The 22,347-nt window shown below is 62.7% G+C and carries 19 protein-coding genes; 7 read left to right on the forward strand and 12 right to left on the reverse strand.

The features are described from left to right. Window positions 1–127: 127 nt before the first annotated feature. The 6 genes from NIT7645_RS11085 to NIT7645_RS11110 form a co-directional block, all read right to left on the reverse strand. Entirely contained in the window at window positions 128–1,021 is an 894-nt protein-coding gene (locus tag NIT7645_RS11085; protein ID WP_008561844.1) for a sigma-70 family RNA polymerase sigma factor, read from the reverse strand. After that, window positions 1,018–1,488: a carboxymuconolactone decarboxylase family protein gene (locus NIT7645_RS11090; RefSeq protein WP_008563214.1), complete on the reverse strand. Its 471-nt coding sequence runs from the start codon at window positions 1,486–1,488 to the stop codon at window positions 1,018–1,020. The genes NIT7645_RS11085 and NIT7645_RS11090 overlap by 4 nt, the downstream gene beginning before the upstream one ends. Before the next feature lie 146 nt (window positions 1,489–1,634). Then, complete coding sequence (locus NIT7645_RS11095) at window positions 1,635–2,522, reverse strand: dimethyl sulfoxide reductase anchor subunit family protein (RefSeq protein WP_008562153.1); 888 nt, start codon at window positions 2,520–2,522, stop codon at window positions 1,635–1,637. Beyond that, window positions 2,522–3,298, reverse strand: a complete 777-nt coding sequence (locus tag NIT7645_RS11100) for a 4Fe-4S dicluster domain-containing protein (RefSeq protein ID WP_037302680.1) — start codon at window positions 3,296–3,298, stop codon at window positions 2,522–2,524. The genes NIT7645_RS11095 and NIT7645_RS11100 overlap by 1 nt, the downstream gene beginning before the upstream one ends. After that, a complete protein-coding gene (locus NIT7645_RS11105) occupies window positions 3,295–6,135 on the reverse strand; it encodes a molybdopterin oxidoreductase family protein (protein WP_008561286.1) in 2,841 nt (946 codons plus the stop codon). The genes NIT7645_RS11100 and NIT7645_RS11105 overlap by 4 nt, the downstream gene beginning before the upstream one ends. A 92-nt stretch (window positions 6,136–6,227) precedes the next feature. Continuing rightward, window positions 6,228–7,361: a citrate synthase gene (locus NIT7645_RS11110; protein WP_008559578.1), complete on the reverse strand. Its 1,134-nt coding sequence runs from the start codon at window positions 7,359–7,361 to the stop codon at window positions 6,228–6,230. 32 nt (window positions 7,362–7,393) lie between these two features. On the opposite strand from NIT7645_RS11110, the gene NIT7645_RS11115 reads away from it, so the two are divergent. Then, window positions 7,394–8,245 carry a phosphate acyltransferase gene (locus NIT7645_RS11115; protein WP_008562800.1) on the forward strand — a complete coding sequence of 284 codons (852 nt, stop codon included), beginning with the start codon at window positions 7,394–7,396 and terminating at the stop codon, window positions 8,243–8,245. Between the two features lie 37 nt (window positions 8,246–8,282). Here NIT7645_RS11115 and NIT7645_RS11120 read toward each other — a convergent pair whose 3' ends face one another. From NIT7645_RS11120 to pdxR, 4 genes are all read right to left on the reverse strand, one after another. Next, window positions 8,283–9,443, reverse strand: a complete 1,161-nt coding sequence (locus NIT7645_RS11120) for an acetate/propionate family kinase (protein WP_008562892.1) — start codon at window positions 9,441–9,443, stop codon at window positions 8,283–8,285. After that, window positions 9,440–10,186 (reverse strand): TSUP family transporter, encoded by a 747-nt coding sequence (locus NIT7645_RS11125; RefSeq protein ID WP_050687062.1) that lies wholly within the window; start codon window positions 10,184–10,186, stop codon window positions 9,440–9,442. Before NIT7645_RS11125 ends, NIT7645_RS11120 begins: the two co-directional genes overlap by 4 nt. 5 nt (window positions 10,187–10,191) lie before the next feature. Further along, a complete protein-coding gene (gene xsc, locus NIT7645_RS11130) occupies window positions 10,192–11,967 on the reverse strand; it encodes a sulfoacetaldehyde acetyltransferase (RefSeq protein WP_037302681.1) in 1,776 nt (591 codons plus the stop codon). A 235-nt stretch (window positions 11,968–12,202) separates the two neighbouring features. Further along, on the reverse strand, window positions 12,203–13,681 hold the full coding sequence (gene pdxR, locus NIT7645_RS11135; RefSeq protein WP_037302682.1) for a MocR-like pyridoxine biosynthesis transcription factor PdxR: 1,479 nt from the start codon (window positions 13,679–13,681) through the stop codon (window positions 12,203–12,205). 135 nt (window positions 13,682–13,816) lie between these two features. Between pdxR and NIT7645_RS11140 the strand changes: the two genes are divergently transcribed. Continuing rightward, window positions 13,817–14,134 (forward strand): ArsR/SmtB family transcription factor, encoded by a 318-nt coding sequence (locus tag NIT7645_RS11140; protein WP_008563205.1) that lies wholly within the window; start codon window positions 13,817–13,819, stop codon window positions 14,132–14,134. After that, window positions 14,127–15,155: a permease gene (locus NIT7645_RS11145; protein ID WP_008560376.1), complete on the forward strand. Its 1,029-nt coding sequence runs from the start codon at window positions 14,127–14,129 to the stop codon at window positions 15,153–15,155. Before NIT7645_RS11140 ends, NIT7645_RS11145 begins: the two co-directional genes overlap by 8 nt. A 118-nt stretch (window positions 15,156–15,273) precedes the next feature. On the opposite strand, the gene NIT7645_RS11150 is transcribed toward NIT7645_RS11145, so the two are convergent. Then, window positions 15,274–15,855, reverse strand: a complete 582-nt coding sequence (locus NIT7645_RS11150; RefSeq protein ID WP_008562501.1) for a GNAT family N-acetyltransferase — start codon at window positions 15,853–15,855, stop codon at window positions 15,274–15,276. Window positions 15,856–15,996: 141 nt separating this feature from the next. Continuing rightward, a complete protein-coding gene (locus NIT7645_RS11155; protein WP_008562833.1) occupies window positions 15,997–17,394 on the reverse strand; it encodes an aminotransferase family protein in 1,398 nt (465 codons plus the stop codon). A 323-nt stretch (window positions 17,395–17,717) separates the two neighbouring features. Between NIT7645_RS11155 and NIT7645_RS11160 the strand changes: the two genes are divergently transcribed. The 4 genes from NIT7645_RS11160 (at window position 17,718) to NIT7645_RS11175 (ending at window position 22,295) form a co-directional block, all read left to right on the forward strand. Continuing rightward, the gene (locus NIT7645_RS11160; protein WP_008561173.1) at window positions 17,718–18,524 is read left to right on the forward strand and encodes a beta-keto acid cleavage family enzyme; all 807 of its coding nucleotides are present in this window, start codon (window positions 17,718–17,720) and stop codon (window positions 18,522–18,524) included. Then, a complete protein-coding gene (locus NIT7645_RS11165) occupies window positions 18,521–19,852 on the forward strand; it encodes an aspartate aminotransferase family protein (protein ID WP_008563284.1) in 1,332 nt (443 codons plus the stop codon). Before NIT7645_RS11160 ends, NIT7645_RS11165 begins: the two co-directional genes overlap by 4 nt. A 194-nt stretch (window positions 19,853–20,046) precedes the next feature. After that, on the forward strand, window positions 20,047–21,516 hold the full coding sequence (locus tag NIT7645_RS11170; protein ID WP_008562980.1) for an aminotransferase class V-fold PLP-dependent enzyme: 1,470 nt from the start codon (window positions 20,047–20,049) through the stop codon (window positions 21,514–21,516). Beyond that, a complete protein-coding gene (locus tag NIT7645_RS11175; protein WP_008562405.1) occupies window positions 21,516–22,295 on the forward strand; it encodes a class II glutamine amidotransferase in 780 nt (259 codons plus the stop codon). Before NIT7645_RS11170 ends, NIT7645_RS11175 begins: the two co-directional genes overlap by 1 nt. Window positions 22,296–22,347: the final 52 nt, after the last annotated feature.

Here is a 22,347-nt window from a genome sequence, read left to right on the forward strand (position 1 = left end):
AAACCGGCGAAAGATCGCGATCGCGAGTACCTTAGCATTGCGGTCCTGACAGATCGTCACCCCAGCGTGCGCAGGGGGCGCAACACCCCAGGGTTTTTGGTGTCGATTCTGTCATAACTGCCTGGTATCAAACGAGAAGATGGGCAAGGTGACGCGTTTTGTCGGGGTTGCGCACCACATAGATCCGCGTGATCCGCCCCTCTGTTATGTCCAGAGCCGCCGCCTGAACGATGCCCCCTTCTTCGCGGCTGACCACGGCAGGCAGGCCGTTCAGATGGCAAAACCGCCAGAGCTGCGGCAGTTGCGCACCGCCTTTGCGGGCGAGGCCCTCCAGCAGGCGCAAGACCTTGGCCTGGCCAAAGATCGGGTTGAGCGCGGCGGTGGCCTTGCCGCCCCCATCCGAGACCATCTGCACCCCATCCGCAAGGAGCCGGGTGAGCGTGGCGGTGTCCCCGGTTTTGGAGGCGCGGAAAAACGCCTCTGTCAGGGTGCGGCCCTGATCGTCGTCCAGGGCCGGGGGCGGAGGGGTGTCAGGGCGCAGCGCCTGCACCTTGCGCCGCGCGCGGGTGGCGAGCTGGCGGCAGGCCTCTGGCGAGCGATTGAGCGCAGAGGCCACATCGCCAAAGGAGCTGTCAAAGATGTCATGCAGCAAGAACGCGGCGCGTTCGAGAGGCGACAGGGTTTCCAGCGCCAGCAAAAGCGCAACCGAGACATCGTGGTCCAGCTGGTCAGTGGCATCATCCGTCAGCACCGGTTCCGGCAACCATTCGCCCGGATAGGTCTCGCGCCGGGCACGGGCCGATTTCAGCTGATCAAGACACAGCCGCGTGGTGATCCGCATGAGATAGCCGGTCGGGTCCAGAATCTCCCCCTTGGGGGCCGACTGCCAGCGCAGATAGGCGTCCTGCAGGATGTCCTCGGCATCTGTCACGCTGCCCAGCATCCGGTAGGCGGCCGCAAACAATCGCGGCCGCGCTGTCAGGAACGCATCGGTTCCTGTGTCTTTGGTCTGTGCTGTCACGCGGCGTTGGCCCCTGTGGTGGTCTCGCTCACAGGGTGGGCGGTACGAAAGCCGATTGCAATGCGGTTCCAGCTGTTGATGGCGCTGACCAAGAGGGTGAGCAGAACCTGCTCGCGCGGGTCAAACAGCTCTGCCACGGCGTCATAGTCGGCATCGGGTGCGCCGGTGGTTTCGACCCGTGTCAGCGCCTCGCACCAAGCCAGCGCCGCGCGTTCGCGGGGCGTGTAGAGCGGGGATTCGCGCCAGGCGTTCAGCAGATGCATCCGGTCCTCGCTTTCGCCATGGGCGCGCATCTCGTGGGTGTGCATGTGGATGCAGAAGGCACAGCGATTGATCTGGGAGGCGCGCAGTTTCACCAGTTCCACCACGCTGTATTCCAGTGTGCTGTTTTTGAACAGGTTTTCCTGCGCCATCATGGGTTTGAACAGATCACCGGCGACAGAGAAATAATCAAGACGTTGCGACATCATTTGGTCCTTTCTGATGGGTTCAGAAATAGGACGAGCCAGCGGATGGGTTTGTGACATGGGGGGTGAGATTTTTTGAAAAAATGCAGCCTGCAAGAAAAAAGGGCGCCACTGGGGCGCCCTGATGTTGGGTGTTTTGGGATGGCTCAGCGTTTGCCGTAGTACAGCCCGACCACATGTTCGGCCTGCGCAAAGAACAGCCAGCGCGAGGTGGCAACACCTGCGATATGCAGCAGCACGGCAATGCCTGCGAGCAGGTGTTTGAGCATCAGGCCCTCAACCGGCAGGATCAGGCAGATCAAGGGCAGCGCAAACCCAAGGGCAAAGGCAATCACCCGCAGTTTCTGCGCATGTTTGCGCCCGACCACATGCACGAATTCGCGCAACAGGTAGTTGGAGCCGGTGTGGGGCGGTTCAAACGCGCGAACGGTGCCACGATCACCAAGACCGGTGGCGGTGCCCATATCGGTGCCCGAGGTGGCAAAGGCCTGATCGCCCTTGGCCCAATAGGCCAGCTGTACGGCGCCAGCGATAGCCAGAAGCCAGGGTGCCAACGCCTCGGCCCCGGCCAGCAGCGAGCCGCCAGCAAGACTGAAGGACAGGAACATCACCGGCGTCAGCGACATGTTCCAGCGCGGAATGGTCTTGAGCTGGGTGTAGATCATCGAGGTCGTGAAGACCGTCGCCAGCGACAGCGCCGCGCCGATCCAGCCAAGCGCCCACCAATGGGTGTCGAGGAACACCGCACCAAAGGCAAAGAGCCCCATCACCACGAGGGCGGCAACAGCGCAGATGCCTTCGCGGCTGAGCCAGCTGGTTTTCCACTGGCTGAAGGCGCGCCAGGCCCGTTCGGGGCGGCCCAGGTGAAAGGTCGAGGCCAGAAGCCCGCCCACCGCAAAGCCAAAGGCGATGGCGTAGAAGACAAAGGCCACCCAGCCCGTCACCTCGGGCTTGCCGAGTCCAAGAAAGGTCAAGAGGCCAAAGCCGAGACCAGAGAGGGTGGTGAAGATGATAACAGAGGGTGCGGGATGCATCAGTTCGATCCCCCTTCAGAGTGACCCGGGAGTTTGTCGAGCGCCTTGTCCAGCCAGCCAAGGAAGCCCTTGGGCTCTTCTGCGACCGGGGCAAGGAGGGGGGCGAGGATGTCGATCTGATCGTCGATCTGGTCCTTGGGGCGGGGGGGCAGGTATTTGTTCACCGGTTTGGTGCCCATTTCCGGCATCAGGTCCATGCCGCCACGCTCTGCCACCAGTTTGGAGACATCACTGTCAGGATCGCCCAGATCTCCGAAATGGCGGGCGCCTGCCGGGCAGGTGCGCACACAGGATGGCACGCGGTCCACCTCTGGCAGGTTCTCGTTGTAGATCCGGTCGACGCAGAGGGTGCATTTCTTCATCACCCCTTCGGCCAGATCCAGCTCGCGCGCGCCATAGGGGCAGGACCAGGCACATAGGCCACAGCCGATGCAGTTGGATTCATTGACCAGCACGATGCCGTCTTCCACCCGCTTGTAGCTGGCGCCGGTGGGGCAGACGGTGACGCAGGGCGCGTCTTCGCAGTGCAGGCAGGATTTGGGGAAATGCACCAGTTGGGCGTGACCTTCGGGGGGCTGGACCTCATAGGAATGCACGCGGTTGAGGAAGGTGCCGGAGGGATCGGCGCCATAGGCATTCTGATCGCTGAGGGGCGCGCCATAGTTTTCGGTGTTCCAGCCCTTGCAGGAAATCACACAGGCATGGCAGCCCACGCAGGTGTCCAGGTCAATGACCAGACCCATCTTGCGGTCGGTGGAGTTGGGGAGCTCGGTCATTTGCCTACTTTCCACTTCAGTTCTTTCGGGCCGGTGCCGACCGGGGAGTCCTGCGCCGGGACGGCTGGCTGGCTTTCCTGCATGTCATCCGGCGCGGCGGCTTTCTCGATCTTGACCTTGAGGTCGAACCACGCCGCCTGACCGGTGATCGGGTCAGAGTTCGCCCATCGCATCCCGTCGCCCTTGGGGGGCAGCAGTTCGTGGATGAGGTGATTGAGCAGGAAGCCCTTGGTGGCCTCGGGGGCGTTTTCTTCCAGCGCCCAGGCGCCCTTGCGCTTGCCGATGGCGTTCCAGGTCCAGACGGTGTTTTCATTGAGCGCGGCCATCTCCATCACCGGGACGGTGATTTCGCCATGCGGAGAGGAGACCCTGGCCCAGTCGCCATCGCTGAGACCGTTTTCGCGCATCAGTTTGGTCGGCACATAAAGCGGGTTGCGGCCGTGGATCTGGCGCAACCAGGCGTTCTGGGTGCCCCAGGAGTGATACATCGCCATCGGGCGCTGGGTGAGCGCATTGACGGTGTAGCCGTCGTTGCCGTGCTGGTCGGTTTCATACCAGATCGGCAGCGGGTCCATCGTTTCCTTGATACGGGCGCGCAGATGTTCAGGGGGCTGGCGTTCGCCGTGGCCTTCGGCGGCGAGCTGGAATTTGCGCAAGGGCTCTACATAAAGCTGGAACAGATAGGGCTGTGGGCTGTCATACAGACCGAGGTTCACCGCCCAGTCCTGATAGGCCATGTTCCAGGGTTTGAAATACTGAGCTTCCTCTGGAATGTGTTCGATGAAGAAGCCGCCGTTTTCGATGTATTTGTTCAGCTGTTCGGGGTTCACCTCGCCCCGGCCAACCTTGCTGCCGTCCTCGCCCCGGAACCCCGCAAGCGGGCCGATGCCGGGTTTGCGTTCGTGGTTCACGATATAGTCGGCATAGTCCTGCCATTTGGCTGTACCGTCTTCGTTGGTGAAACCGGGGAGTTTCATCTTGTTGGCGAGCTGCACCAGAACGGTCTGGAACCCGCGCACGTCGCGGTCGGGTTCGACAACCGGCCAGCGGATTGCGTCCGCTGCGCCATCGGCTTCGCAGATGGGACGGTCGAGCAGCGAGATACAGTCGTGGCGCTCCAGATAGGTGGTGTCGGGCAGGATCAGATCCGCATAGGCCACCATTTCCGAGGAATAGGCGTCGGAATAGATGATCCGGGGGATCACATAATCGCCGTTCTCGTCGGTATCGGTCAGCATCTCCATCACGCCGCGCGTGTTCATGGAGGAGTTCCACGACATATTCGCCATATACATGAACAGCGTGTCGATCTTGTAGGGATCACCGGCATGGGCGTTGGAGATCACCATATGCATCAGCCCGTGGCTGGACATCGGATTTTCCCAGGTGAACGCCTTGTCGATGCGGGCGGGGCTGCCGTCTGTCTTCAGCGCCAGATGTTCGGGGCCGTGCACGAACCCCAGATGCGGGCCGTCCAGCGGTTTGTTCGGGGTGACGCGGCAATGTGGTGCGGGGTGCGCGGTGACAGGTTTGGGGTAGGGCGGTTTGAAGCGGAAGCCGCCCGGCGCCTCCACCGTGCCCAGAAGGATCTGCAACACATGCAGCGCGCGGCAGGTCTGAAAGCCATTGGCATGGGCCGAGACACCGCGCATGGAGTGCATGGCGACCGGGCGGCCCTTCATGGTTTTGTGGGTCTCGCCCCGGAAGTCGGTCCATTCGCGTTCGATTTCAAAGGCTTCGTCAAAAGCGACGCGGGCCAGTTCGGCGGCGATAGAGCGGATGCGCTTGGCGGGGATGCCGCAGCGCTCGGCCACGGCTTCGGGGGCGTAGTCGTCGCTGAGATAGCGCTGGGCCATCAGCTGGAACACCGACACATGGGTGATGTCGCCCATGGTGAAAGAGCCGCCGAGGTCAGGGCGCACGCCATGCATGTCAAAGGGGGCGAGCTGGCCGGTCTTGCGGTTGATCACCAGAGGCGCGCCGTGGTCGTCGCGCAGGAACAGGCCGTAGTCGGGGCTGTCGGGATCCTGATTGACCAACACCGGCGCGTTGGTGAACTGGCTGAGATACTCAAGGTCGATCTTGCCCGCCTTCATCAGCACATGCACCAGCGACAGGATGAACAGCCCGTCGGTGCCCGGTGTGATGCCGACCCAATCGTCAGCCACGGCGTTATAGCCGGAGCGGATCGGGTTCACCCCGATGACGCGGGCACCGCGGGCCTTGATCTTGCCGATGCCCATCTTGATGGGGTTGCTGTCGTGGTCTTCGGCGACGCCAAACAGCATGAACAGCTTGGTATGATCCCAGTCGGGCTGGCCGAATTCCCAGAACGCACCGCCCATCGTGTAAATGCCTGCGGTGGCCATGTTCACAGAGCAGAACCCGCCGTGGGCTGCATAGTTGCAGGTGCCAAAGTTCTGCGCCCAGAAGCTGGTGAAGCTCTGGGATTGGTCGCGCCCGGTAAAGAAGGCCAGCTTTTCCGGGTTATCCTTGCGGATCGGTTCCAGCCAGCCTGCAGCGATGTCCAGCGCCTCGTCCCAGGAGATTTCCTCGAACTTGCCAGAGCCGCGCGGGCCGACCCGTTTCATCGGCGCGCGCAGGCGCGAGGGGGCGTTGTGCTGCATGATCCCGGCAGAGCCCTTGGCGCAGAGCACGCCCTTGTTCACCGGGTGGTCGCGGTTGCCTTCGATGTAGGCCACGCGTTTCTTGCCGGTGTCGTCGGTCTTCATGTGGACGTTGATGCCACAGCGGCAGGCGCACATGTAGCAGGTGGTCTGGCGGATCTCTTCCGACACGGGCGGCGAGGTGTCTAGCTGGGGCTGTGTATGTGCCATGGTGTCCCTGTCTGATATCCCTGTCTGGTGATGCGCCTGGTCTGCATGGGGCCGGGCGGCGTTTGTTTGTGGGGGGGCGCGGATTGCGTGGATCAGCGCGCGTTTAGCGGAGTATAGGCGCGGGGTTCGGGCCCGTTGTAAAGGGTCAGCGGGCGGATCAGGATGTTGCCGCGCTGCTGTTCGATGCATTGGATGATCCAGCCGGGCATCCGGCCGATGGCAAAGATCGGCACGTAAAGATCCATCGCGATGCCGTGCAGCTGGTAGATCACGCCCGAGTAGAAATCGACATTCACGTTCAGGCCGTGGCGGGCGTAGGGCTGCATTGCGTCGACCACGGCTTGCAGGATTTCATACCATTCCGGTGCGCCCATTTCCTCGCCCAGCTGGCGCACGCCTTCGCGCATGTGGCGGGCGCGTGGGTCTTCCTTGCGGTAGACGCGGTGGCCAAAGCCGGTGACGGCCTCCTTGGCGGCGCGCTTGGCTTTCACATAGGCGGCCGCTTTGTCGGGCGTGCCGATTTCATGCACCATTTTCATCACGTCCTCGGCAGCACCGCCGTGGGCCGGACCGGCAAGGGTGGAGAGTGCGGTGACGATGCCGCCGTGCAGATTGGTTTCGGTCCCGATAGTGACGCGCGCGGCAAAGCTGGAGGCATTGGCGCCATGTTCCGCGTGCAGGATGAAATCGACATCCGCAAGCCGGGTGGCCTCTGGCGTGGGTTTTTCACCCTTCAGCATCCAAAGCCAGTTGCCCGCATGGCTGAGATCCATGTCCGGGGCCACAACCTCGCGGCCATTTCGGATCGCGTCATGGGCGGCGATGATGATCGGCACCTGCGAGATCAGTCGGATGCCGTTGGCGACGAAGGCCTCTTCGCCCACCTGCTGGCTGTCTGGTTCGAGCGCGGCAAGCGCAGAGACGGCGGTGCGCAGCACGTCCATCGGGTGGCCATCCTTGGTGGCGCGGATGATATCCAGCACCGGGGCAGGCAACACGCGCGCGGCTTTCAGGGCGGTGTCGAATGCTGCGAGCTGGTCCGCAGTTGGCAGGTCGCCGTGGATCAGCAGATAGCACACCTCCTCAAACGTGGAATGGGTGGCCAGATCATGGATGGAGTAGCCCCGATAGCTCAGCTCGCCCTTGGCGCCGTCAATGTCGGAAACCCCGGAGCGTTCGAAGTAGATCCCCTTGAGGCCGCGGTTGATCTTGACGTTATCGCTCATTGCTGGCTCCTTTCCCCGCAAGGGAGATCAAAATGACTGTACTTGAAAACGCATATGCGCTGGCCCGGGATCGCAAGGCACGGGTGGTGTTTCCCGAGATGGATGACCCCAGAGTGGCGGCCGCAGTGGACCAGCTGACCCGTGAGGGGCTGGTGGAGGCGGTGCCTTTGGCGCCGGTGTCCGACGCGCATGTCGAGGTGCTGGTGGCGGCGCGCGGCATGAAGGAAGGCATCGCGAAGCGGATGCTCTCCAAACCCCTGTACCGCGCGGCGGCGATGGTGTCTGCGGGCGAGGCGGATGCGATGGTGGCGGGGGCGGATGTGCCCACGCGCCGGGTGATCGAGGCGGCCAGCATCGGCATCGGACTGGATGCCGGGGTCAGTACGGCTTCGTCGTTTTTCCTGATGGTGTTTCCGGACGGGCGCGAATTGGTGTTTGCCGATTGTGCGGTCAACGTGGCTCCGGATGCGGCGCAACTGGCTGATATTGCACGGGCTTCTGCGCGGTCGGCAGAGGCGCTCTTGGGGGTTGCGCGGGTCGCGATGCTGTCGTTTTCCACCGGCACATCCGGCGATGGCGACAGCGTGGCGCTGGTGCGCGCGGCAGCAGAGGCCAGTGGATTTGCAGGCCCGGTGCAGGCAGATGCGGCACTGAACCCGGTGATTGCCGAGAAGAAAGGCATCGCGCCGGTCGAGGCCAATGTGCTGATCTTCCCGACGCTGGATGCAGGCAACATCGGATATAAGCTGTGCCAGGAATTGGGCGGCGCGCAGGCGCTGGGGCCGTTCTTGCAGGGCTTTGCCAAGCCGGTCTGTGACCTCAGCCGGGGCGCCTCGGTTGAGGATATCGTGGCGGCGACCGTGCTGACGGTGGCGCAGATCTGATCCGGCATGTGATGTGACAGGAGGGCGGGGGCGGCGATCATGGCGCCCCCATCAGCGTCTGGGCGTCCATCGCGATCTGGCGCTCTTCCTCGGCCTCAATCACCCAGATCGCCACCTTGGAGCTGCCCGCATGCAGGCGCGGTTTGCGGGCGTGGTTGGCATCGACATCCATCCGCGCGCCGATCCATTCCAGCCCGCGCAGGATACGGGCGCGCACACCCACGGCGTTTTCACCGATGCCGCCGGTGAAGGCGATGGCATCCAACCCTTCCATCGCGGCAATCAGGCTGCCTGCGTGACGCAGGCTCCAATAGCAGAAATGTTCGATGGCAAAGGCGCTGTCTGCGCTGGGGTCGAGCATCAGGTTGCGCATGTCGGATTTGCCGCCCGACAGGCCCAGAAGACCGCTTTCGTTGTTCAGGATCGCCTTGGTGCGGTCCAGCCCGTTGTCTTCGACCAGGCGCAGCACCGCATTGGCGTCAATCCCGCCCGACCGCGTGCCCATGGTCAGCCCATCCAGGGGCGAATAGCCCATTGTGGTGGCAACGGATTGCCCATTGCGGATCGCGCAAAGCGAGGCGCCGTTGCCAAGGTGGAAGGCCAGCAGGCGCGAGGGCAGCGGAGCGCCGGAAATCTCTGGTAGGCGCCGCACCAGCGAGGCGTAGGACAGCCCGTGAAACCCGTAGCGGCGGATGCCCTTGGTTTCTTCGACTCGGGGGATCGCGTAGCGGGTGGCGACCTCGGGGTTGGTGGCGTGAAACGACGTGTCAAAGCTGGCAAACTGCGGCAGGTCGGGCGCGGTGGCGGCCATCGTGTCAATCGCCGCGAGACTGTGCGGATTGTGGAGCGGCGCAAGCGGTGTGCAGTCGGCGATTTCACCACGGATTTCAGGGGTGATGCGCACCGGCTTGGTCAGTTTGCGCCCGCCGTGCACAACCCGGTGGCCCACAGCAGCGAGCCGCGTCGGATCAAGCCCGTGTGCAGGCAGTGCCGCCAGAATCGCGGCGAGGGCCTCTGCGTGGGTGGGGAACTGGTTGTCGCTGCTGGTGTCTGCAATGCGCAAACGCGATTGCGGCGTGCCGATCCCCTCTGCCAGACCCGCAATGCGCTGGGTGAGATCCGCATCGAAGATCGCGAATTTGATCGAGGAGGACCCTGCGTTGAGGACCAGAATATCGGTGGCGGAGGTCGGGCTCATAGTGCGGCCTTTGCGATATTGAGAGCGGCAAGGCCTGCCATCAGCGTGACGACATAGCGGCGAAACAGATGTGGCGCGGCGAGCGCAAAACCGCGAGAGCCGACCCAGACGCCTGCGCCGAGGATCGGAAAGGCAAGGATCACACCCCAAAGCGTGTCGGGTCCGGTCAGCCCATGGGCGGACATCACCGGCAGGGCCATCAGGTCAATGCCGGTCAGAAACACGATCATCGTGGCGCGGAACACTGCAGGTGGGATGGGCTGCGCGGTCATGAACGCGGCGGCAGGCAGACCGCCGACGCCTGCACTATTGGCCATCCCGGAGGCAACGCCCACAGCGACATGACCGGCGGTGCCGATGGGGCGGGGGAGGCTCCAGCCGCTGAGCAAAAGCAGGCTGAGCGCGAGGATCAGCACGGAAATCACCAGTCGCGCCTGATCCGGGCCGAGGCGGGCCATCACGGCCACCGCAGGCAGCGTCGCAACGGCGGCACCTGCCAGCAGGGCACAGGACCTGCGCCAGTCGATATGGGGACGGATGCCGCGCGCCTGAAAGGCGGTCATCGCAATCTCGCAGGCAAAGACCACGGGGATCAGCGGCAGCGGATTGGTGACGAGAGCGGCGAGAATGATGAAAATCGCGGAAAAGCCAAAGCCCGAATATCCGCGGATAAAGGCCGCCGCAAACAATGCGGCGGCCAGAAAGGCGCCCGCGCCCATTGAGAGATCAAAAGGCAGGGGCATAAGCGTCAGACCTGCTGCTCGCGCATGTCGGCCTTGTCGATGCCTGCCACGCGGACCGGCTTCTTCATGGCGTCACGGCGGAACGGCTCGCCCAGCTCCTGGTTGATCATTGCTTCGATCAGGGTGGTTTTGCCGTTTTTCTGGTCTTCGATGGCCTGTGCCAGCGCCGAAGTCAGCTCGTCCATGGTGCGGGCGATGACGCCGTTCAGGCCACAGGCCTTGGCGATACCTGCATAGGACACCTGCTCGTCCAGCTCGGTGCCGACGAAATTGTCGTCAAACCACAGGGTGGAGTTCCGCTTTTCCGCACCCCACTGGTAGTTGCGGAAGACGACGTGGGTGATGGCGGGCCATTCTTCGCGGCCAATGGCTGTCAGCTCGGTCACCGCGATGCCGAAGGCGCCGTCGCCGGAGAAGCCCACAACCGGCGTGTCGGGCTGGCCGATCTTGGCACCGATGATGGCGGGCAGACCATAACCGCAGGGACCAAACAGGCCGGGCGCGAGGTATTTGCGCCCCTCGTCAAAGGAGGGATAGGCGTTGCCGATGGCGCAGTTGTTGCCGATGTCGGACGAGATGATCGCCTCACGCGGGAGGGCCTGCTGGATGGCGCGCCATGCCATGCGGGGGCTCATCCATTCGGGTTTGTCGGCACGGGCGCGCTGGTTCCAGGTGGTGCCCGGATCGTCGTCCTCGTGGGTCATTTCGGTCAGCTGCTGGGCCCAGCGGGATTTGGTTTCCGCGATGCGGTTCTTGCGCTCTTCGCGGCCTGCGTCACCGGCGGTATCGCTCAGCTGTGCCAGAATGCCCTGCGCAACCTTGGCCGCGTCGCCGATGATGCCGACAGAGACCTTTTTGGTCAGGCCGATGCGGTCGGGGTTGATGTCGACCTGGATGATCTTGGCATCCGTGGGCCAATATTCCATGCCATAGCCTGGCAGGGTGGAGAAGGGGTTCAGACGGGTGCCGAGGCACAGAACGACGTCAGCGTCCTTGATCAGCTCCATCCCGGCCTTGGAGCCGTTGTAGCCGAGCGGGCCTGCAAACAGCGGATGGTTGCCGGGGAAGGCATCGTTGTGCTGATAGCCCACGCAGACCGGTGCATCCAGACGTTCGGCCAGTTCCTGCGACGCGGCAATGCCGCCTTTGGACAGGACCACGCCGGCGCCGTTCAGGATCACGGGGTTCTTGGCGTCGGACAGCAGTTTGGCGGCGTCGCTGACGGCGGTTTCGCCACCGGAGGGACGCTCGAATTCGACGATGGCGGGCAGTTCGATGTCGATGACCTGGGTCCACATATCGCGCGGAATGTTCAGCTGTGCAGGTGCCGAGGCGCGTTTGGCGTTCATGATCACACGGTTCAGCACTTCGGCCACGCGGGAGGGATCGCGGACCTCTTCCTGATAGGCCACACAGTCAGCAAACATGCGCATCTGTTCCATTTCCTGGAAACCGCCCTGACCGATGGTCTTGTTTGCGGCCTGCGGAGTGACCAGCAGGAGCGGGGTGTGGTTCCAGTAGGCGGTTTTGACGGCGGTCACGAAGTTGGTGATGCCGGGGCCGTTCTGGGCGATCATCATCGACATCTTGCCGGTGGCGCGGGTGTAGCCGTCCGCCATCATCCCGCCAGAGCCTTCGTGGGCGCAGTCCCAGAAGGTGATGCCCGCATCGGGGAAGATGTCGGAAATCGGCATCATGGCCGAGCCGATAATGCCAAACGCATGTTGGATGCCGTGCATTTGCAGTGTTTTTACAAATGCTTCCTCGGTGGTCATTTTCATCGCGTATTCTCCTGATGAGACGCCAAAAGGGCCGGCACGGGGGCCGGGATACATCCGGTTTATTCCGCCGGGCGAAAGGCGGTTAGGGCCAGTTCCCGGCCCGGCTTAATACCAGTATTTCAGGGGGAAAGAATTGCTGCACTGCAGCCCGTTCGGGCTGGCGTTTGTGCCGGTGTCACGCGCGACTACTGGGCGGCCCATGGCGGAGGGGGCGGCCTGCGAAAGGGGCGGTGGCTCAGGCGGTGATCGTGGTTTTTGCGGGGCGCAGCGCGTCTGCGAGCAGGGCGAGACCCGGTTCGATCCGGTTGGCAGGAATCGAAGAGTAGCCAAGCCGATAGTAATTCTGCTTGCGGTGCTCGGGTGCAAAGAAGGGCGCACCGGGTTCGATGATGACGCTTTTTTCCTTGAGCCGCTGTGCCACCTCGGCGGTATCGATGCCCTCATCGGCGCGCATCCACAGAGAGGAGCCGCCGTAAACGCCGACCCCTGCGACGCTGAGGTCGTGCTGCTTTACCGCGTCTTCGATCACGCAGCGGCGATCGTGCAAGACCTTGGCCATGCGGCGGATCTGGGCGTCGTAGTGCCCAAGAGACAGGAAATAGGCCACCGTGCGCTGCACGTGGCCAGGGGGGTGGCGCAGCACATTGGCGCGCAGGGCGCGGGCCTGGCGGATGAAGGGTTCGGAGCCCACCAGATAGCCAAGGCGCAGGCCCGGAAACAGCGATTTGGAAAAGCTGCCCACATAGACCACCCGCCCATCCGCATCGAGCGATTTCAGCGCTGGTGATGGCGCGCCGAGGAATGACATTTCAAATTCATAGTCGTCTTCGACAATCACCGCATCAATGTCGCGGGCCCGGTCCAGCAGCTGTTTGCGCCGTGCCATCGGCATGGTGGCTGTGGTCGGGCTCTGGTGGCTGGGGGTGGTAAAGATGACATCGGTGTCCGCGCTGATGGTGTCGGGCGGCAGCCCGTCATGATCCACTGGCAGGCAGTCGATTTCGCAGCCGCGATAGACCAGCTGATCGCGCAGGGTGTAATAGGTCGGATCTTCAAGCGCGGCCTTGCGCCCCGGTCCCAACAGAAGCTGCGCCACCAGCCAAAGCGCATTCTGCGCCCCAAGGGTGATCAGGATCTCCTCTGGCCGGGCAGAGATGCCGCGGCGGGGCAGGGTGTGGCGGGCGATATATTCCACCAGAAGCGGGTCGTCCTGATCGAAGTAATCATTGGTGAGCGCGGCAAAATCCTTTTGCCCCAGCGCGCGCAGGGCGCAGAGCCGCCAGTTGGCGTGGTCAAACAGCGAGGCATCCGCCTGCCCGTAGATGAAGGGATAGCGGTAATCGCGCCAGTCCTGCGGTTTGCGCGGCGTGTCGCCCCCGCAATAGCAGCCGACGATGGCCGATGACCAATCCACTGTATCGGCAGATTTCTGTGAGGGCGCATAGGTGGGCGGAACGGGTGCGTTTTCAGATACATAGTACCCAGACCGGCCCTTGGAGATCAGGTAATCATTGGCCAGAAGCTCTGTGTAGGCGAGCGTCACGGTGATGCGGCTGATGCCCAGATGCGCGGCAAGTTTGCGCGAGGAGGGCAGTTTCTCTCCCACCCGTAGGCGGCCGGAGAGAATACCCTCGGCAATCATTTCCTGGATCTGCGCCTGCAGGGTGCCTTGCGCATCGGGGTTCAGAAAGAAGGTGTCGACAGAGATGGCCATGAACCACTGTAGGCTGGACATAAATGGGGTGCAATCTGGACTTACCTGTTTTTGACCTCTTGCGGGAGGAATTTAAATTCATAAAACTAGTTTTATCGAATCAATTAAGGCCAAGATGGGGACAAGAGGTACGGTATGGACTGGGAACATGCGGCGGGTGGATTTGCAGCGATGGGGTCGGAGGCGCGGCTGGCGGTTCTGCGCTGTCTGGTGCGCGCAGGTGAAGGCGGCTTGATGGTGCAGGATATTCAGGCCCGCACGGGGATTGCGCCCTCCACATTGGCCCATCACCTGAAACTCCTGGCGAGCGCGGGGCTGATCTTGCAGCGCAGGGAAGGGCGCAGCACCTACAACACCGCCGATTACGCGCAGTTGAAACGACTGGCGGCGTTCATCCTGAGTGAGTGTTGCGCGGATGCGCCGCCAGAGCAGGAGGTGGCAAACGATGGCTGATCTGACCCAAGCCCCCCGCCCCATTGGGTTTGTTCTGCGGGGGATCAAAACGCCATGGGCGTTGAGTGTGGCGATCCTGCTGGCGGTGGCGGTTCTGGATCCCGCCAATCTGGGGGAGGTCATCCGCTTTGCCGGGGCGGCGTTGCTGCATACCGGGCGTTACATTCTCTTTGCGGTGCTGCTGTTGTCGTATCTGAAGGCGACGGGGGCCGAGGTGATGGTGGCGCGCGCCTTTGAGGGGCGCGAAGTGCGGATGATCTTTCTTGCTGCGGTTTTTGGCGGGCTTGCTCCGTTTTGTTCCTGCGAGGTGATCCCGTTTATTGCCGGGCTCTTGGCGCTGGGGGCTCCGTTGTCTGCGGTGATGGCGTTCTGGCTGGCCTCGCCCTTGATCGACCCGCCGACGCTGCTGATTACGGCTGGGGCGCTTGGCTGGCCCTTTGCCATTGGCAAGGCGGTGGCGGCAGTGGCGCTTGGGCTGTTTGGCGGCTTTGCCATCAAGGCGCTGCGCGGGGCCGGGGCCTTTGCCAGCCCGCTGAAACAGGCATCGCGCAGGGGCTGCTGTGGCTGTGGTACGCCAAAGGCGACAGCCCCGGTCTGGGCCTTTTGGAAAGAGCCGACACGGCGCAGCCAGTTCCGTCAGGAGTTTGTCAGCAACGGCCTGTTTCTGGTGAAATGGCTGACCTTGGCCTATGTGCTGGAGGCGCTCCTGGTGTCTTATGTTCCGGCGGATCTGATTGCCACTGTTGTGGGGGGAGAGGGCGTTTTGCCCATCGTTACCGCCGCGTTGGTGGGGATGCCTGCATACCTCAATTCCTATGTCGCGCCGCCGCTGCTGGCAGGGCTGATGGATCAGGGCATGAGCGCGGGCGCTGCAATGGCGTTCATGGTGGCGGGGGCGGTCAGTTCGATCCCGGCGATGGCGGCGGTCTGGTCCCTGGTCAAGCCGCAGGTCTTTGCCACCTATCTGGCGCTGGGGGTCACCGGGGCGATCCTGTCGGGGATCCTGTTTCAGATGATCTAGCAGCAGTCGGGCGCGTGCGGGCAGGGCTCCCGCCCGTAGCAGAGCAATCAGAGATTGCCCCGCGCCCGTTGGGCCAGGCGCCGCGCAGATGCGCGGCGCTGCGCGTTCGGGGCGCGCGTTACCTGTCTGACAGATGCAGGAGATGGGCGCGGATTGTGGGCCATTCGGCGGCGGTGATCGAATAGACCGCAGTGTCGCGCAGGGTGCCGTTGGCCAGTATCATATGCGCCCGCAGGATCCCGTCCAGCTGCGCCCCGAGCCGTTCGATGGCGGCGCGGCTTTGGCGGTTGAGACGATGGGTGCGGAACTCTACCGCGATGGCATCCAGCGTCTCAAACGCATGGGTGAGCATCAGCCGTTTGCATTCCGTGTTGATCCCGCTGCGCTGTACCGATCTGCGATACCAGGTGGAGCCGATTTCCAGCCGACGATTGGGCGCATCGATATTCATGTAGGTGGTCATGCCCACCGCGCGCCCGCTGCGGTCGAGGATGGCAAAGGGGACCATGCTGCCGCTGTCTTGCAGGGTGAGGCGGCGGGTGATCTCTGCGCTGACATCCTGCGGGGCGGGGACGGTTGTGTACCACAGTTGATGCAGGTCGCCGTCGGCGGCGGCCTCTGCCAGATCGCTGGCGTGGTCTTGTGAAAGAGGGACGAGGGAGACGGTTTTACCGGTCAGGGAGAGCGGAGAAGCCCACATGATTGCGTGTCCTTGGTCGGAGGTGTTCGACCCAGAAATGCAAAAAAGGTGGCCCGTATAAAAGGGCCACCTTTTGACTTTCTCATCAGGCCAGATGGCCCTGTCTGTCAGGTCCGGTCTGTCAGACCCGGTGGGGAGATATCAGCCAAACACCTTGGTCAGGGCCACGTCCACCGCGTCGGTGATCTTGTCCACGTCTTCCGGCGTGACGATCAGCGCGGGGCTGAAGCACAGGGTGTTGTTCTTGCCCGGAATGGAGCGGTTGGTCACGCCGATGATGACGTTCTGATTGCCACATTCAGCCACAACCGCCTGCGCCAGTTTCTCGTCTACCGGCTCTTTTGTTTCGCGGTCGACAACCAGTTCAGCGCCGAGGAACAGACCCTTGCCGCGCACATCACCGATGACCTGATGTTTCTCCATCAGCGCCTCGAGGTTGGATTTCATCCGCTCTCCCATGGCGATGCAGTTGTCGAGGAGGTTCTCGTCCTCGATGATCTGCATGTTGACCAGCGCAGCCGCCGGGCCTGCGGTGCAGCCACCAAATGTGGAGATGTCGCGGAAGTAGTTCAGCGGATCGCTGGCGTCATCCTTGAACATGTTGAAGACCTCCTCGGTGGTGACGAGGCAGGCAATCGCCGCATAGCCGGAGGCAACACCCTTGGCCATGGTCACGAAGTCGGGCTGGATGCCGTAGTGCTGGTAGCCAAACCAGGTGCCGGTGCGGCCAACGCCACAGACCACCTCGTCGATGTGCAACAGGATGTCGTACTGTTTGCAGATCTCCTGCACGCGCGGCCAGTAGCCTTCGGGTGCCTCGATAACACCACCGCCTGCTGTCACCGGCTCAAGGCAGAGCGCGCCAACGGTGTCGGGGCCTTCGCGCAGGATGACCTCTTCGATCAGGTTGGCGGCGGCGATGCCGAATTCCTTGCCGGAGAGATGCTCCAGACCCAGCTCGTGCTTGCGGTATTCCATGCAGTGAGGAACCTTCACGAAATCGGGCGCGAAGGGGCCGTATTGCATGTTGCGCTCTTCCTGACCGCCTGCGGACATCGCCGCAAGGGTGGAGCCGTGGTAATCGCGGTCGCGGTACAGGATCTTGGTTTTCTTGCCGCCGTATTTCTTGTGCGCGATCTGGCGCACCATCTTGAAGGCCTTCTCGTTCGCCTCGGAGCCTGAGTTGTTGTAATAGACCCGGCTCATGCCCGGCATCTTCGAGATCAGCTTCTCTGCAAACAGCGCACCGGGGATGGAGCCTGCGGACTGGGCGAAATAGCAGAGCTTCATCAGCTGGTCGTAGACGGCTTTGCAGATTTCTTCGCGGCCGTAGCCCACGTTGACGGTCCAGACGCCGCCGGACACGGCGTCAAGCCATTCCTTGCCGTTTTGATCCCAGACCCGCATGCCCTTGCCCTCGACGATGATGCGGGGATCGTTTTCCTCAAAGGGTTTGTGCTGGATCAGGTGGTGCCAGACATTGGCCTTGTCGGCGGCGATGACGCGACTCAGATCGTTTTCGTTGAACGTGCCGTCCATGACATGTCCTTTCTCTCAATGTTTGAAAATGCGATCTGGCGCCGGCTTGGCCGGTCAGACTCGCCCTGTGGTTACGAAACGCTAAATACGGGGATTGCTCTAGGTCCAGTTGCATACGCGGTTTAGCGCCAGACGGGGTGGAGCAGGCGGGCGGCCCAGGTTAGCAACGCTGGGATCCATCTGTGGGTCGGTGCAGATCCGGCGAGAGGCAAGAAAACATTTGTTCTGCGATTGGGTGATTGAGACAGGCCCAAAGGCGGCGCAGGGTGGGGGCGACGAATAGCGGACCCCTGTTTTTCATGGGGCAATCACGGACCTGAGCAATGGCAGAGTTTGATTTGATGGTGGCCCCCAACGGGGCGCGGCGCAGCCCGGCGGATCATGCAGGTGTGCCGATCACGGCCGAACACCTGGCAGAAACCGCGGCGCGGTGTTTTGCCGCCGGGGCGCAGGCAATCCACCTGCATGTGCGGGATGGAGAGGGGCGGCATTCGCTGGATGCGGGGCGCTACCGCGAGGCGATGGCAGCGGTTGGCGAGGCGGCACCGGATATGGCGATACAGATCACCACCGAAAGCGCAGGCATCTTTGGTGTTGGCGATCAACTGGCGTGCCTGGAGGCGTTGCGCCCGGCGGCGGCCTCTGTGTCGGTTCGCGAAATGGCGCGGGACTGGACACTGGCCGCGCGGGCCTATGCAATCTGCGCGGAGGCAGGGACAGAGGTGCAGCACATCCTTTATGGGCCGGAGTGTATTGCGCAGTTGCGTCAGGCCTATGGGCGCGGGGACATCCCGGCGCAGATGCGGTCGGTGATTTTTGTTCTGGGTCAATATGCACCGCCGCGTCTGGCCGAGCCGGAAGAGCTGCGCCCGTTGCTGAATCAAACGGCTGATCTGGATCTGGACTGGGGGCTGTGCGCCTTTGGCCGACAGGAGCACGCCTGCCTGCTGGCGGGGCTTGAGGCCGGGGGGCGGCTGCGGATCGGTTTTGAAAACAATACCCAGGCTGCGGACGGATCGGAGTATCCTGACAATGCGGCCTCTGTTGCGGGCTTTGTCGCATTGGCCCGTGCTGCGGGGCACAGCCCGCGTGTGATATCTGTTTCTGGTGATCGAGGAGCCCAGTCATGAGCCATGTTTTTCCGCGCCACACCAAGGCCAATCTGCCCACTGCGGTTGCAGGGGAGGGCTGCTATCTGATCGATGCCGATGGCAAACGCTATTTTGACGGCTCGGGCGGGGCGGCGGTGTCCTGTCTGGGGCATTCCGACGCCGAGGTGATTGCCGCCGTGCAGGCACAGGTCGGCACGCTGGCCTTTGCCCATACCGGGTTCATGACGTCAGAACCGGCAGAGGCGCTGGCGGATCTGTTGATTTCGCAGGCGCCGGGGGATCTGGATCGGGTCTATTTCGTCTCTGGCGGGTCAGAGGCGACCGAGGCGGCGATCAAGCTGGCGCGGCAATACCATCTGGAGCGGGGCGACACCGCGCGCCGCCATGTGATCGCCCGGCGGCAAAGCTATCATGGCAACACGCTTGGCGCCCTTGCAGCGGGCGGCAATGAATGGCGGCGCCAGCAGTTTGCGCCGCTGCTGATTGATATTTCGCATATTGCCCCCTGCTATGAATATGTTGACCGGGGCGATGGCGAGAGCAGCTATGACTATGGTCAGCGCGTCGCCAATGAGCTGGAGACAGAGATCCTGCGGCTTGGGCCTGAGACGGTCATGGCTTTCATGGCAGAGCCTGTGGTGGGGGCGACCTCTGGCGCGGTGCCGGCGGTTGAGGGGTATTTCAAACGCATCCGCGAGATCTGTGACCAATATGGCGTGCTGCTCATTCTCGATGAGGTGATGTGCGGCATGGGGCGGACAGGGCATCTGTTTGCCTGCGAGGCGGATGGCGTTGCGCCAGATATCCTGTGCATCGCCAAGGGGCTTGGGGCTGGTTATCAGCCGATTGGTGCGATGTTGTGCAGCCGTCAGATCTATGACGCGATTGAAGGCGGCAGCGGGTTTTTCCAGCACGGTCACACATATATCGGCCACCCGGTGGCGACGGCGGCGGGGCTTGCGGTGGTGCGGGCCCTGCTGGATCGCGGGTTGGTGCAGCGCAGCGCCGAGATGGGCGACAAACTGCACGCGGCCCTGGTTGCGCGGTTTGGCCAGCATCCGCATGTGGGCGATCTGCGCGGGCGTGGTCTGTTTCGCGGCATTGAGCTGGTGGCGGATCGCGACAGCAAGATGCCCTTTGATCCCGGGCTTGGCATTGCGGGCAGGCTGAAGAAAGCGGCCTTTGAGGCGGGGCTGATCTGCTACCCGATGGCGGGAACGCGCGACGGGCGCAATGGCGACCATATCCTGCTGGCGCCCCCCTTCATCCTGACAGAGGACCAGATCGGGGAAATCACCGACAAACTGGCAATTGCACTGGCGCAGGTGTTGCCCGATCACCCGTGATGGTCTGACCCAATGACTCGGCAGGTCTCCCGATCATATGAGAGGGTGATTTTCCTGAATTGTGTCGTTTGACCTTAATTTTCGGAAAACGGTGGTCATTCACTCGAAAATAGGTGGTTTGCAATCAGGTTTTGAAAACAAATCCTCGGCCCGGAGGGGGTAGTTATTGGTCAATAGCAATAAGGGCCGATCAAATGACCACCTTTTCTTCTCCTCCTGAGCTTCTTGATCGTTTCAGCGCGTCGCTGTCCGGGCCGGACTGTCTTGACCGTCTGCGCGCTGGTGTCATCGGCGAAGGAGCACCGCTGCCGGGGCCGAACGGGCCTTTGGCGATGATTTATGCCGATTACGTCGCCTCGGGTCGGGCGCTGCGGCAGGTGGAGGACTTTGTCCTGACCGAGGTGCTGCCCTATTACGCCAACAGCCATACCGAAGCGTCATACTGCGGCAGTTTCATGACCCGCCTGCGCACGGCCGCGCGGCAGCGGATTGCGCAGATCTGTGGTGCGGATGATCGATTTGCGACCGTGTTCACGGGATCGGGGGCGACGGCTGGGCTCAACCGGTTGGTGCATCTTCTTGGGGTGAGCGAGGCCGCTGCACAGGGCGCGCGCCCATTGGTTATCCTTGGCCCTTATGAGCATCACTCCAACATTCTGCCGTGGCGTGAAAGCGGTGCAGAGGTGGTCGAAGTGCCAGAAGCCCAGGATGGCGGCCCCGATATGGCCGCGCTTGAGGCGCTGTTGGCGGCGCAGACAGGTGGGGGGCGTCTGGTTGTGGGGGCGTTTTCGGCAGCCTCGAACGTGACCGGGATTGTGACCGATACCGACGCGGTCAGCCGCCTTCTGCGCCGGTATGGCGCGCGGGTGGTGTGGGACTATGCCGGTGGTGGCCCGTATCTGCCGATGGACATGGCGGCAGGCACCGATGCGGAAAAGGACGCCATTGTTTTTTCTGCGCATAAATTTCTTGGCGGGCCTGGGGCGTCGGGGGTCATGATCCTGCGCAAGGCGGCAGTTGCCTGCACGCGCCCGACATTGCCGGGCGGCGGCACCGTTAAATTCGTGTCCCCCTGGCAGCATGACTACGCCGACAATCTGGCCGCGCGCGAAGAGGCCGGTACGCCGAATGTGGTGGGTGACATCCGTGCGGCGCTGTGTCTGTTGGTGAAGGAGGCGATGGGGGCTGCGTTCCTGCGCGACCGGCAGGAAGAGCTGCGCCAGCGGGCGTTGCGCGGCTGGGCCGATCTGGACAATCTGCATATCCTTGGCAATCCCGAGGCCCAGGACCGCTTGCCGATCTTTTCCTTCCAGCTGCGTGATCCGCAAACCGGAGAGCTGGTGCATCAGCAGCTGTTCACCCGGATGCTGTCGGATATCTACGGGGTGCAGGCGCGCGGTGGCTGTGCCTGTGCGGGTCCCTATGCCCATCGGTTGCTGGGCATTGACCAGCAGCAGTCCGACCAGATGCGGGCGGCCATTCTGGCGGGGCAGGAGATCGAGAAGCCGGGTTGGACGCGGCTCAATTTCTCCGCGTTGCTGAGTGATGAAAAGGCCGATGCGATCATCCAGGCCGTCCGGGCGCTGGCGCTGGATCCGGGCCGCTATAGTGCAGGTTACAGTGTGGATACAGCAACTGCGCGCTTTGCGCCGAAGGTGGCATAATGTGCCGTCTTCTCGCCTGGCAGGGGGCGCCCCGTTATCTTGAGGATCTGGTGTTTGTGCCTGAACATTCGCTGGTTCATCAGTGCCGCCATGCGCTGATCTGCAAGACACCGATCAATGCCGATGGGTTCGGTCTGGCCTGGTATTCGGAACGGGCAGAGCCCTGTCTGTACAAGGACACGCACCCGGCCTGGTCTGATCCGAACCTGGCCCAGCTGTCGCGTCACACCAAGACGGGACTGTTTCTGGCCCATGTGCGCGCCTCGACCGGAACCGCCGTGTCGCGCAACAATTGCCATCCCTTTGCCAGTGGCAAATGGAGCTTTATGCACAATGGGCAGGCCGGCGGTCACATGCAGTTCCGCAAGCAGCTGGATATGCTGATCCCCGATCATGTCTATGACTGTCGCCTGGGTGGAACCGAGAGCGAGGCGATTTTCCTTATTGCGCTGGGTCTGGGGATGGATGCGGATCCGATTGGCGCCGTGGCGGCGGCTGTGCAGCAGGTGGAAACGATGTCTCGTGCCCACGGCACCACGCCGCATATGCGGTTTGGCGCCTGCTGGTCCGACGGAGAGCGCCTGTTTGCCGCGCGCTATGCCTCTGATCGCCACGCGCCGAGCCTGTATTACCGGGTCTATGACGAAGGGGTGATCGTCACGTCCGAGCCTCTGGACAGTGACAGCAGCCGGTGGGTCGAGGTGCTGCCCGGCTCTGCCTTGGTGGTCGAGGGGGGCCGCGTGCGCGAAGTTGCCTTTATGACGGCGCTGGCGGCGTAATATTGTATGAAATAAAAACAGCTAGTTAGATTGTTTTTTGATAAATTGGATG

The sequence above is a fragment of the Phaeobacter italicus genome (assembly GCF_001258055.1).
Taxonomy (GTDB): Bacteria; Pseudomonadota; Alphaproteobacteria; order Rhodobacterales; family Rhodobacteraceae; genus Phaeobacter; species Phaeobacter italicus.